Annotated in this window: 12 protein-coding genes; 5 read left to right on the top strand and 7 right to left on the bottom strand. The window is 62.9% G+C overall.

Annotated elements, in window-relative coordinates:
- Positions 1-20: 20 nt before the first annotated feature.
- The 6 genes from MNAB215_RS27190 to MNAB215_RS27165 all read right to left on the bottom strand — a co-directional run bounded on the left by MNAB215_RS27190 (position 21) and on the right by MNAB215_RS27165 (position 5,816).
- Complete coding sequence (locus tag MNAB215_RS27190; RefSeq protein WP_077081531.1) at positions 21-560, bottom strand: GNAT family N-acetyltransferase; 540 nt, start codon at positions 558-560, stop codon at positions 21-23.
- A gap of 4 nt (positions 561-564) precedes the next feature.
- Positions 565-1,770 (bottom strand): serine hydrolase domain-containing protein, encoded by a 1,206-nt coding sequence (locus MNAB215_RS27185; protein ID WP_077082380.1) that lies wholly within the window; start codon positions 1,768-1,770, stop codon positions 565-567.
- A gap of 49 nt (positions 1,771-1,819) precedes the next feature.
- Entirely contained in the window at positions 1,820-3,058 is a 1,239-nt protein-coding gene (locus MNAB215_RS27180) for a thiolase family protein (RefSeq protein ID WP_077081530.1), read from the bottom strand.
- 51 nt (positions 3,059-3,109) lie between these two features.
- Positions 3,110-3,733 (bottom strand): alpha-ketoglutarate-dependent dioxygenase AlkB, encoded by a 624-nt coding sequence (locus tag MNAB215_RS27175; RefSeq protein WP_077081529.1) that lies wholly within the window; start codon positions 3,731-3,733, stop codon positions 3,110-3,112.
- Between the two features lie 79 nt (positions 3,734-3,812).
- A complete protein-coding gene (locus tag MNAB215_RS27170; protein ID WP_077081528.1) occupies positions 3,813-4,523 on the bottom strand; it encodes an SDR family oxidoreductase in 711 nt (236 codons plus the stop codon).
- Between the two features lie 243 nt (positions 4,524-4,766).
- A complete protein-coding gene (locus MNAB215_RS27165) occupies positions 4,767-5,816 on the bottom strand; it encodes an LLM class flavin-dependent oxidoreductase (RefSeq protein WP_077081527.1) in 1,050 nt (349 codons plus the stop codon).
- Between the two features lie 310 nt (positions 5,817-6,126).
- Between MNAB215_RS27165 and MNAB215_RS27160 the strand changes: the two genes are divergently transcribed.
- From MNAB215_RS27160 to MNAB215_RS27150, 3 genes are all read left to right on the top strand, one after another.
- Positions 6,127-6,819 (top strand): isochorismatase family protein, encoded by a 693-nt coding sequence (locus MNAB215_RS27160; RefSeq protein ID WP_077081526.1) that lies wholly within the window; start codon positions 6,127-6,129, stop codon positions 6,817-6,819.
- A gap of 88 nt (positions 6,820-6,907) precedes the next feature.
- Positions 6,908-7,903: a quinone oxidoreductase family protein gene (locus MNAB215_RS27155; protein WP_077081525.1), complete on the top strand. Its 996-nt coding sequence runs from the start codon at positions 6,908-6,910 to the stop codon at positions 7,901-7,903.
- 329 nt (positions 7,904-8,232) lie between these two features.
- Complete coding sequence (locus tag MNAB215_RS27150) at positions 8,233-8,475, top strand: DUF1272 domain-containing protein (RefSeq protein WP_342743245.1); 243 nt, start codon at positions 8,233-8,235, stop codon at positions 8,473-8,475.
- Here the strand turns inward: MNAB215_RS27150 and MNAB215_RS27145 are convergent.
- The gene (locus MNAB215_RS27145) at positions 8,472-9,431 is read right to left on the bottom strand and encodes a GlxA family transcriptional regulator (protein WP_083746268.1); all 960 of its coding nucleotides are present in this window, start codon (positions 9,429-9,431) and stop codon (positions 8,472-8,474) included. The two genes, MNAB215_RS27150 and MNAB215_RS27145, sit on opposite strands and share 4 nt — an antisense overlap.
- 89 nt (positions 9,432-9,520) lie before the next feature.
- Between MNAB215_RS27145 and MNAB215_RS27140 the strand changes: the two genes are divergently transcribed.
- Together MNAB215_RS27140 and MNAB215_RS27135 are read left to right on the top strand one after the other, a co-directional pair.
- Positions 9,521-10,489, top strand: coding sequence for a helix-turn-helix transcriptional regulator (locus tag MNAB215_RS27140; protein WP_083746267.1), 969 nt, complete (start codon positions 9,521-9,523; stop codon positions 10,487-10,489).
- Between the two features lie 60 nt (positions 10,490-10,549).
- Positions 10,550-11,305, top strand: coding sequence for an isocitrate lyase/PEP mutase family protein (locus MNAB215_RS27135; protein WP_077081522.1), 756 nt, complete (start codon positions 10,550-10,552; stop codon positions 11,303-11,305).
- Positions 11,306-11,312 lie beyond the last annotated feature (7 nt).

Genomic DNA, 11,312 nt, shown 5'->3' with positions numbered 1-11,312 from the left:
CCAGGCGCCTCAGGCATCACTCACCGCAAGATTCTGGAGTACAGCAAGCTGTCTTGGGGTTCGGGCCCCATGGTGGGGTAGACGGCGTGCCGGGCGAGCCGGCCCTCCTGCACGAACCCCATTCGCTCCAGCAGTCGCGCCGAACGTTCGTTGTAGACACTGCATGTGGCCCAGACGCGGAACACCCTGCGGTCGGCCTCCAGCGCGGTCAGCAGCAGGTCGATCACCTCGGGCATAAAACCCTTGCCCCACCATCGCCGGCCGAGGCAATAGCCGATCTCGACTGCGTGCGGCGCCGAGCGCCGGCAGCTGGTCAGCCCGATCAGCTCGCCGCTGTGCTTGAGCTCGATTGCCCACGTCCGCTCGGCGTCGTTGATATTGATCTTCTCGGTGATCACCCGCCGCGTCGTCGCCACGTCGGGATGCGGCGCCCACTGTAGATACTTGGTGACCGCGGGGTCACGCGCGACCCGCTGGAACAGTGGGCCGGCATCGTCGAGCACCGGCGGACGCAACACCAGCCGCGGTCCGGTGATGCGTGCGGGCGGGTAGTCGACCATGGCTTTAGAGGCCGAGCGCACGATAGGTGTTTCGGACGAATTTCGGTTGTGCCGTGCGGAGTTTCGCCAATGACGTATTGCCCGCGACCGCGGTGGCGGCGTCCACCGTCAGGTCGGGCAGGTTCTGAATCAGATACAGCAGGATCAGATCCGCGGAAGGGTCCGCCTGCCACCAGGTTCCGTAGGCGCCCGGCCAGCTGAACGTGCCCAGCCCGCCCGGCCCGAACAGGGGAGCGGATTTCACCGGGTCGGTCACCACTGACAGGTTCAACCCGAATCCGCGGCCAATCCAATAGGGCGCGCCCAGGAAATCGTGCTGCCTCTGCTCGGCGGTGAGCCGGTCGGTGCGCATCAGTCGGGTCGATTGCGCGGACAACACCCGCACGCCGTCGATTGTGCCCTCGCCCAACAGCATTCGCACGAATCGCAGGTAGTCGTCGGCAGTCGACCACAGGCCGCCACCGGCGTTGCAGAACGAGGGCGGCTGCAGGCGTGGCGGCCCCATGACGTCGTGCCGCAGTCGATGCTGCTCGTCGAGCGAATACATGGTCGCGGCTCGTCGCCGCGCGTCGGCCGAGACGAAGAATCCGGTGTCGACCATGCCGGTCGGCGCCAGCACCCGCTCGTCGAGCACCTGGTGGAACGGCTTGCCGTCGATGCGGGAAGCGATGACGCCCAACAGATCAATGGAGTGGCTGTAGGTGACCCGCTCGCCGGGCTGATGCACCAGGGGCAGCTTGGCGAGCTCGGTCAACCACACGTCGGGACCCTGATTGAACGGCAGCCGCATGTACGCCCGAGAGATGGGGCCGGATACCGAAAATCCATAGGCCAGGCCGCTGGTATGGATCAGCAGGTCCTCGATGAGGATCGATCGGTTCACCGGATGCGTGCGGTCCAGTGGACCGTGCGGGTCGTCGAGCACCTGCACGCCGGCCAGCTCCGGTACCCAGCGCGTGATCGGGTCTTTCAGCGTCAGTTTGCCCTCGTCGACCATGCTCATCACCGCCGCGACCGTGACCGGTTTGGTCATCGACGCGATGCGGAACAGCGTGTCGTGTTGCATCGGCAGCCCAGCGTCCACGTCGCGATAGCCGATTTCGTTGACCTGCAGCACTTCTCCGCGCTGCCAGACCAGAGTCACCGCGCCCGCCAGCAGGCCCGCGTCGCAAACCTCGCGGATGGACGTCTGATTAACGTCGAGATTCACGCGGTTCACGTTAGCGGTTGGCGCGGCAAAACCCCGCGCGGGCTCGATGCTAGGTGGCGCTGGGGTTCTCCAGCACGACGGCGACGCCCTGACCCGATCCGATGCATACGCCGATGACCCCGTAGCGCGCCCCGCGCTCCTGCAGTTCGGTGGCCAGTGTGAGCACGTAGCGGGTTCCGGTGGCGCCGAACGGATGTCCTATCGCGACGGCGCCGCCGTTTGGCGTCAGCTTGTCGTCGGGAATCACGAAACCGTCGAGCTGGTTGGGCAGTTCGCGCAAGACACCGAGGGCTTGGGCACTGAAGGCTTCGTGGACTTCCCAGACGTCGATCTGCTCGGGCTTCAGACCCGCCCGGCGGATCGCCATCGGAATGGCCCACGCCGGCGCCAGTCCCATGATGAGTGGGTCGATCCCGTAGACGGCGCTGGACACCACCCGAGCCAGGGGTTCTAGCCCGAGTTCTGCGGCTTTTTCGCCGGAGGCGACGACGACCGCGCTCGCGCCGTCGGTGAGCGGAGTGGAGTTGGCCGCGGTCATCTGGGTGGTACCCGGTTGGACGGGCAGCGCGGCGAGTGTCTCGGCGGTGGTGTCGTCGCGGATGAATTCGTCGTGCTCAGCAACCCGCGCGGGGGTCTTCTTCGTCGCGGGGATGGGCACGGTCATGATCTCCTTCGCGAACCGGCCGCGGTCGCGCGCCGCCTTGGCGTGCTGCTGGGACCGTAGCGCGAAAGCGTCGATCTCCTTGCGGGTCAGCGAGTAGCGGTCGGCGACGTTTTGGGCGGTCTCGATCATGCCGATGTAGGCATTGCGGGCGAGCAAAACCGGGTTGGGCGGCCCGCCCGCACCGGACCACATGGTGTCGAGCATCAGCACCGGGCCTCGCGGGCTGAACGGCGCTTCGCCTTTCATCAGCGCCCAGCCCGACCGTGACATCGACTCGACGCCGCACGCGATGCCGACGCCCAGATCGCCGGCTTTGATGGAATGACTGACGCTGACCAGGGCGCTGAGCGACGAGCCGCAATAACGATTGAGCGTTGCCCCGGCGACGGTGTCGGGGAATCCCACCGCCAGCGCGGCCCAGCGGGCGATGTCACCCATTCCCTCGTGCGCGGGATTGACGCAGCCGGCGACGATGTCCTCGATGGCGTCCAGCGGCACCCCGACGCGTTCGCAGGCGCCCTTCATGGTCATACCCAGCAGCTCATCGGTGCGGATACCCGACAGCGTGCCGCCGTAGCGGGTAAACGGCGTGCGCACTCCACCTAGGACGTAGGCCTCAGTCATCGTTGACCTTTCCGATAATCCGGCGCTCGAGGGTGATTGATTAAGTGTCGGTCATCCCGACTGGGTGATGCTGGAAAAGTTCAAACTCATCCGCGGCCCGGCCGGCGCCTTTTGTTTGGGCACGCAATGCTGCCAGTCATGCTGGCAGCGGCCCTGCATGATGATCAGGTCTCCGCCTGCGGGAGTGAATACCGTGCTGGGGCCGCCGCCGGCTGGGCGGACCAGGAATCGGCGCGGCGCACCGAGGCTGAGTACGGGCACGATCGCCGTCGGTGCCTTGTGTGCGGGCCGATCGGCGTGCCAGCCGGTGCCGTCTCGGTGGTCCCGATACCAGTTCATCCAGACCCGGTCGTAGGGTACTCCGAGCCGCTCGCCGAGTGTCGCGGCCAGCTCAGCGAGGAAAGCGGGTGCGGCAGTGAGGTCGACGTACTCGCCGGTGAGGCGGGGTTCTTCGACCATGCGGTCGAACATCCAGCGGTGGCGTTGTTCCCACACGTCGAGGATGGCCAACTCGTCGAGCACCCGCAGATGTCCGGTGAGCAGGCCGGGCACCTGGGTGATCCACGAATACTTGTCCAGCCGGTGGTCGCTGGCGTTGTCGAACGCGGCGACGTCGATCGCCGGTGTCGCGGTGTCGTCTTCGTCGAACAGCGTCGGCTGGTGGGCGTGGGTCATAGCAGCTAGATCAACCCCGAACCACGAGGAAATAGTCCCGGTCCTGAATCCGACTGCACCCCAGAATGTCTCGCAATCGTCAGCCTCCGAGTATGGCCGCATATCGCGAAGGGTCCGACGTCAGCGTGCTTTTGATGACACGGCTGATGTCGTCGGCGAGCACCTCGGTCTGGCCGGCCTGGAGCCCGTCGAGCGCGGCGGACACGACCTGGGTCGGCTCGATCTTGTCGATCGGGAAGTTGTCACCCATCGGAGTGGTCACCGCACCGGAGTGCAGTGCGACCACGAGCGTGCCTTGGTCCGCCAGCTCGAGCCGGAGTGCGTCGGTGAGGTTCCATGCCGCGGACTTGGTCGCGCTGTAGCCGGCCATACCAGGGAAGGAGAACCAGGACACGGCGGAAAGGGCGTTGACGATCGCGCCACCGCCGTTCGCCCTGAGCACCGGAGCGAACGCCTCGGTCACGTAGACGAGGCCGAACACGTTCGTCTCGAATTCGGCGTGGATCCTGTCGACGTCGCCGCCGATAAGGGGTTGGCGGTAGGACACGGCGGCGTTGTTGACGACGATCTGCACATCGTTGGCCAGTTCGGCGGCGGCCAAGACCTGGCCCCTGGCGGTGACGTCCAGTGCGATCGGCATTACGCGATCATCCGGGCAGACGACCGACCGCGGATCGCGGGCGCCGGCATAGATCTTGGCCGCACCCCGCTCGCGCAGCTGGTGAACCCACTCCGCGCCAATGCCACGATTCGCGCCAGTGACCAGGACGACCGAATCCTTGATTTCCATGAGGGACCCTTCTGTGTTTTGTTGGTACAACGGCATATTCACCGGTCACTTGACACCCGTTTGATTGCCTTCAAGGACGAAACAACGCGGCCGACGGGCACCAGGATCCGTTTTGCCCCGTCGTGCAACTTCATTCGACGCATGCTGGGGGTAGTTGATGAGCGACAGAGCGAACATAACGAAGCGTCGCCCGACACCGCTATCACAAAATTAATGAGTGCCTAGGGTGATTTCACTGGCCGACTAGAGATCCTTGACCGCCGGAATCACCTTCTCGGCGAAGTTCCTCAAGTACTCCAGCGACTCCTCGAAGCTCATACCGGGTTTGATGGCCATCAGGTTCAGCTCAGTCGGCGCGCCATCGGCGTAGGCATCGCGCAGCTCGGCGATCGCCTGTTCGGGGGTTTGGCAGATGTGTTCCCAGCCGGGAAGATCTTCGGGCTTCTCCGGGATCGTTTTCACGAACCGCGAACTGTACGGACGCACGCCGTCGCGCTCGTAGTTGAAGCTGTACAGGATGCCGTCGCGGTGCTTCGCCCACGCCTTTTCCGGGTCGTCGGTGACAAAGCATGTCGAAAACACATTGATTCTGGCGTAATTCGGGTCTCGTCCGTTCCGCATGCAGGCTTGCCGCCATCGGGGCAACCATTGCTTCCAGCGCTCGGCGCCGGTGAGGCTGACCCAGAAACCCCCGGGGCCGCCGACGTCGAGGCCGCGGCTGGCCACCCGATCCATCGACACGTCCGTCGAACTGGCCACTACGAAGAGGGGCAACGGATCTTGCAGTGGCTTCGGGTTGACCCAGATGTTTTCCAGATTCCACCGCTTGCCGTGGTAGTCGAACGGTTCGGATTCGCTCCAGCATCGCTGCATGATGTCGAGTGCTTCATCGAGCAGGCTCGGCCGGAACCGCGGATTCACGCCGAACATCGAATATTCGGCGTTGAACGTCGCGGGGACTTGACCGAGCCCGACGTCGAGTCGGCCACCAGAGATGATGTCGATCGCCGCGAATTGCTCGGCGATGACCACGGGATGGTAGAAGGGAATCTGAAGAATGTTGGGGCCGAGCCTGATCGACTTCGTGCGATCGGCGGCGATGGCCAGAGTCACGGGCATGCCGATGTTGTATCCATCCGGATCGCCGTGATGCTCTGAGATGCTGATCTTGTCGAACCCCAGACGCTCGACTTCTTGCATGTGCTCGAACGTCGCGTCGTAGAACTTGCTCCAGGGTTGATGCCAACCTGCGTGAGGCGGGTTGCGAAAGTCGTAGAAAACTCCGAACTTCAACGCATCTCCTTGATGTGGGCCGAAGGCGTCGGAGCGACCGTACGCACATGTGGGCACGATCCGCTGTCAAAAAACTTGGAAGCGGGTTCACGGTGTGAGTCCGCTCGGTGTCAAAGAGGAAGGCAGCCGGCCACCACCGGTACCCCACGTTGCCGCCATACGGGCGTCGGCCAGCGCCTTCTCGATATCATGAAGATTTTGACAGCGGCGGCGACGGCGCCATGAGTAAGCTTTCGGCATTCGGACTGGCGTCGGCACCGGAATTGCATCGGACCAGCAGAGTTCACCGCACACTAATAGGATCCGTCGAATGTTCACGTTCACCCATCGCAACCCCGACATGCAGCTCGACAAAGAGCACACGGCGTTGGTGCTGGCGGATATTCAGAACGAGTTTCTAACCGAGGGCGGCGTCTACTACCCGATGGTCGAAGAACGCCTACGAATCAACAGCGTTCACGATCATCTTGAGGCACTTCTGGTGTGCGCCAAAGAGAACGGCTTCTCGGTCATTCACTCGCCACACTACTTCTATCCGACCGACGGCCAGTGGGTGGCTCCGGTGGGTGCGATGGCGGATTATCTTGGCGCAAGGGGTTTCGTCCTCCGCAAAGATCCGCTGAGCCTGGACGGCTTCGCGGGCTCGGGGGCCGATTTCCCGGATCGGTTCCGCAAGTATCTGCAAGACGGTGAGACGGCCAATACGTCGCCGCACAAGTCCTACTCGAGCGATGCGAATGACCTCATTCTTCAGTTGCGCATGCGCCGCATCGAGAAGGTGGTAATGGCCGGGCCGGTCGGAAATCTGTGCCTGGAAGGGCATATGCGCGACCTGATCGAGAATGGCTTCGAGGTCGCGATGGTGCGAGACGCCATCGCGGCAGGCCGCAACGAAGAAGGAGATGCGTACACCGCGGCGATGGTCAACTACCGTTTCATGGCCAATGCGGTGTGGACCACCGAGGACGCCGTAAAGCGCTTAACCACAGCGGCATCCGGCTAACAAGCCGCGGATGAAGGCCATTCTGACGCCGATCGCCGACGGCTAAAGCCTTTGGTGCGGTGACGAAAAGTTAAGGAAAGAAACCGTTATGAAGGCTTGGCTGTGGGGTGGAGAGGCAGGAATCGATCATCTGCGCCTGACGGAGGCACCCGATCCGGTGCCCAATGAGGGTGAAGTCGTCTTGGAAGTCGACTACGCCGCTTTGAATCCGGCCGACCGCATGATGGCGGAGAGGCGTTATCCCTATCCGGTATATCCTCCGACGCCCCACGTGCTGGGGCGAGATGGTGTGGGTACGGTCGTCGATGTTGGCCGAGGCGTGAAGGACATTCACGTGGGGGATCAGCGCGTTCTTCTCCGCAGCGACGTCGGACTTCTTCGATGGGGCATGTTTGCCGAGCGAGTGTCTATCCCGGCGATCAACTTGGCGGAGATGCCGGTGGGTTGGACCGAAGAGGAGTCGTCGGGCGCCTCCGTCGGCTATCTATCGGCATACCGTGCGCTCACGATGTGGGAACCGCTAGAGCCCAACTCAGTGGTACTGGTGACCGGTGCGTCGGGAGGCGTCGGAGTCGCCGCTGTGCAGTTGGCGGCTGCGATGGGCCACACGGTCGTAGCTCTCTCGCGCAGTGAGGCAAAGCGACAGCGCCTCAAGGAACTCGGAGCGGCCTTCACTTTCAATCCGGAGGATGCCAGTTGGCCAACACGCACCAAGCAGGCCTTGAATCCACAGGGAGTGAAGCTGGCGGTCGACGGTGTCGGAGGCGGCACACTGCTGCCTCAGGTCATCGAAGCGATGGGCGAATCGGGACGAATCAGCCTGGTGGGCAACCTTGGAGGCCCAGTAACCAGTTTCGAGACAGGCACGCTCTTTTCTCGCTGGCTGAGGATTGGCGCGATGGCTTTGAGCTTGTATACCCCGGAGGAACACCGGGCTGCCTGGCAGAACCTGCTGGGCATAATGGCCCGCTCCGGGGCACGGCCTCTGGTCGACTCGGTTTTCCCGTTCGAGGAGTTGCCACAAGCTTTCGAGCGGCTAGCCAGCGGTCCCATGGGAAAAGTAGTCGTGAAGGTGCGGCCTTAAAGCGGCACTGGCAGCTCAGGTGGTCGACAGCCCGAGATTGTGGCATTGCGGCAGAGGGGGATTGACACCGGGTCCGTAGCGGTGCCACTGCTGCGGCTCAGCCGAGAAAGAGATCGGCTCGGCTTCAGAAAGCCAAAGATTTTGAAAGCACGTCGGGCCATCGCCGTCGTAGCCTCAACTGCCCGGATGACTCAGGCGTAGCCCGGGCAGTTGACGTCGGACAGCTCGGGCGATTTCGCTCTCATCACGGAGGGGCGCACTCATGGCCGTAGTGCCGGAATCACACCACAAAGGCGATCTGTATCGAAAAGTTCTGTAGCTCAGCAGGAATGGGAGATACCGCGATGAGCGTTCTCGAGCTGCGCCCTCGCTGTGAACGGTGCGGAAAGCCGCTGCCGAACGAATCACCTGATGCCCGAATATGCACGTTCGAATGCACCTTCTGCGCGCAATGCGCCGAAGGCGAATTGAACAGTATCTGCCCGAACTGTGGGGGCAATCTGGTTGTCCGGCCGATCCGGCCCGCTGAGTTGCTCGAACGGTATCCCGCGGCCGAGTCAGAAGCCCCTTAGCGCCGCGTCTCCTGATGTTGGCTGAAACGTTGGCGGTATGCGGACGGGGGGATCCCGCGTATCCGCAGAAATGAGCGTCGCATCGAGTTGACGCTGCCGAAGCCGCAGTGGCCCGCAATTTCCTCCAGCGAGTCGGTCGACTCTTCGAGTCGACGTTGGGCCGCCTCGACGCGGACCTGTTCGACATAGCGGGCCGGTGTCTGTCCTACTTCGCGGCTGAAGACGCGCGCGAAGTGGCGCGGACTCATATGTGCACGTTCGGCCAGCATCTCGACCGACAGATCGGCACTCAGATTCTCCACAATCCACGCTTGCAGTTCGCGCAGCGGCTCGCGGTCGGCCGTCTGCGCGGCCAGCGCGGTACTGAATTGAGATTGGCCGCCAGGGCGGCGCATGAACAACACGAACTCGCGTGCGATCGTCATCGCGAGGTCGTGACCACGATCTTCTTCGACCAACGCCAGGGCCAGATCCATGCCCGCGGTGATGCCGGCGGAGGTGTAAACATTGTCCGATTGGATGTAGATGGGGTCCGCATCGACGTCGACCGATGGATAACAGCTGCGCAGCTGTTCGCTGAACCGCCAGTGGGTGGTTGCGCGCCGGCCTTCCAGTAGGCCGGCTGCGGCCAGTGCGAAAGCTCCGGTGCAGATAGAGCCGACCCGGCGTGACTTCTTGGCTGCCCGCTGCAAATCGTGGAGGAACTCCGCATCCTCGATGACGTCGAAGACTCCGTAGCCCCCGGCCACGATGAGCGTGTCAATGCGGCCGCGCACATCGGCCAGCGCAACATCGGCTGATAACTCGAGGCCCGAGGCGGCGTTAAAGGCCCCTTGCTGCGGCGCCGCGACCTCGATGCGGTAGGTGCCCGCCTCCGCGAACACTTCGTAAGGGCCGGAAACGTCCAAGGACTGCACCCTCGGAAAGCCGACAATGACCACGCGTCGAGCGCTCATGCGTCCCTTTCCCCGCCATCGTTGCGATGGCAGAAAATGCTGCATATACGTCATAGCAGACAGTACCGACATCTCATACAGTCGGGATCATGCCTGAATACGACGCTCGGCTGGTGTTGCATACGGGCACGGTCACCGCATGGGACTGTGAGTGTCCGGGCCTATGCCGAGGCAAGGCATCCGAAGAACACGTGCCAGGAACTCGGTTCGCCTTTCCCTATCGTGGCGTCTACGTGCATTCAGTCGGCACCAAAGATCATGTAGCGGACGCGAATCAGATGGTGATCACCAACGCAGATGAGGCTTACCGGGTAAGCCACCCGGTTGCCGGCGGGGACGCGACCTTGACCCTCGCCGTCGATGCGCCGACGCTGTTGGAAGTCACGCCGCTCGAATACCGCTGTTCGCGCGAGCGACCCGCACTCAATCGATCTTTGCTGCGCATCGACCCACGCACCCAACTTCTCGCGGCGCAATTGCGCCAGCGCTTGTTACGAGAATCGATTGATCGGCTGGAAGCCGAGACTCAGGTGCTGCATCTCATCCGACACGCTCTGGGGAGCAACGCATCTCATAGCTCTCGGCCCGGCAGCCGAAACCCAGAGAAGATGGCTGACCAAGTGAAGATGTTGCTGTCCGCCGATCCGTGGCGTCGATGGACGCTGGCCACAATCGCCGAAGAGGTGAGTGTCACACCCGTTTATCTCACCGATGCCTTTCGTCGGGTCGAGGGCATCCCGCTCTATCGCTATCACCTGCAGTTGCGACTCGCTTTCGGTTTGACCGTGTTGCCGCATTGCGACGACTTGATGGCCCTCGCGATTGACCTGGGCTTTCACAGCCACAGCCACTTCAGCGCATCGTTCAAGAAGACGTTCGGGCACACTCCGTCCGAGTTCAAAAGGTCCGTCGCCGATCGAAGCCACCAAACGGTTGACCACCAGAACTTCGATGCCAAACTTCTTGACAGCGCCGGGGCGTACGTGTCGCGTAGCGTTTGCGATGCATGTCATAGTCCATCCGACGTGCGAGACCTGCAAACGAGCAATGCTGCCTGACAACCGATTTGACCGCGCCGCAGAAATGGCAATGTCACCGTCCAACCCGAGGGGAATGCGATGAGTCAGCAGGATAGGGCCGCACGATTCGCGGGTCTGCACGTCCAGGGAGCGCCGCTGGTGCTCTACAACATCTGGGACGCCGGCAGTGCCACGACCCTGGCGAAGGCCGGGGCGCCGGCGGTCGCGACCAGTAGTTGGTCGGTCTCCGAGGCGCAGGGATACCGGGACGGCGAAGGCATCCCGGTCGACTTCCTCACACAGATCGTCGGGCGGATCGTCGACTCGGTCGAGGTTCCTGTCAGCGCTGACTTCGAAGGCGGATATACCGAGGACGACGGCCGGTTGGCGGAGAACACCTTGCGTCTGCTGGACACGGGTGTGGTCGGAATCAACTTCGAAGATCGCGTTGTCCAGGGGGCCCGACTATATCCCATCGATCGGCAAGCCAGCCGCATCGCGGTGATTCGGCAGGCCGCGGATCAACGGGGCGTTCCGTTGTTCATCAACGCCCGCACGGACCTCTTCCTTGGGCAGGGGAATGATCCAGAGTCGGTGACCGACGAGGCTATTGACCGCGCCAAGGCATACGCCGACGCCGGTGCCTCGGGGTTCTTCATCCCCGGGCTGCAGGAAAAGTCTCTCATCGCACGCATCAGCGAGGGCGCGCCGTTGCCGGTCAACGTCATGGTGATGGATGGGGTGCCGTCTAATGCGCAGCTCGCTGAAATCGGTGTCGCGCGTATCAGTTACGGCAATGCCCCCTACGTCGACGTGTTGAGATCGCTGGAACACGGTTTTCTCAAACTGCACTGAATTGCAC

Source organism: Mycobacterium numidiamassiliense, assembly GCF_900157365.1.
GTDB classification, from domain to species: Bacteria; Actinomycetota; Actinomycetes; order Mycobacteriales; family Mycobacteriaceae; genus Mycobacterium; species Mycobacterium numidiamassiliense.
This window is presented reverse-complemented; position numbering and strand designations above follow the sequence as displayed.

Bases quoted from the DNA above. Each gene is read 5' to 3' on its own strand.
- MNAB215_RS27150 (WP_342743245.1), top strand. From the start codon at position 8,233: ATGGGAGATACCGCGATGAGCGTTCTCGAGCTGCGCCCTCGCTGTGAA.
- MNAB215_RS27175 (WP_077081529.1), bottom strand. From the start codon at position 3,733: ATGACCCACGCCCACCAGCCGACGCTGTTCGACGAAGACGACACCGCG.
- MNAB215_RS27135 (WP_077081522.1), top strand. From the start codon at position 10,550: ATGAGTCAGCAGGATAGGGCCGCACGATTCGCGGGTCTGCACGTCCAG.
- MNAB215_RS27160 (WP_077081526.1), top strand. From the start codon at position 6,127: ATGTTCACGTTCACCCATCGCAACCCCGACATGCAGCTCGACAAAGAG.
- MNAB215_RS27155 (WP_077081525.1), top strand. From the start codon at position 6,908: ATGAAGGCTTGGCTGTGGGGTGGAGAGGCAGGAATCGATCATCTGCGC.
- MNAB215_RS27190 (WP_077081531.1), bottom strand. From the start codon at position 560: ATGGTCGACTACCCGCCCGCACGCATCACCGGACCGCGGCTGGTGTTG.
- MNAB215_RS27145 (WP_083746268.1), bottom strand. From the start codon at position 9,431: ATGAGCGCTCGACGCGTGGTCATTGTCGGCTTTCCGAGGGTGCAGTCC.
- MNAB215_RS27170 (WP_077081528.1), bottom strand. From the start codon at position 4,523: ATGGAAATCAAGGATTCGGTCGTCCTGGTCACTGGCGCGAATCGTGGC.
- MNAB215_RS27180 (WP_077081530.1), bottom strand. From the start codon at position 3,058: ATGACTGAGGCCTACGTCCTAGGTGGAGTGCGCACGCCGTTTACCCGC.
- MNAB215_RS27140 (WP_083746267.1), top strand. From the start codon at position 9,521: ATGCCTGAATACGACGCTCGGCTGGTGTTGCATACGGGCACGGTCACC.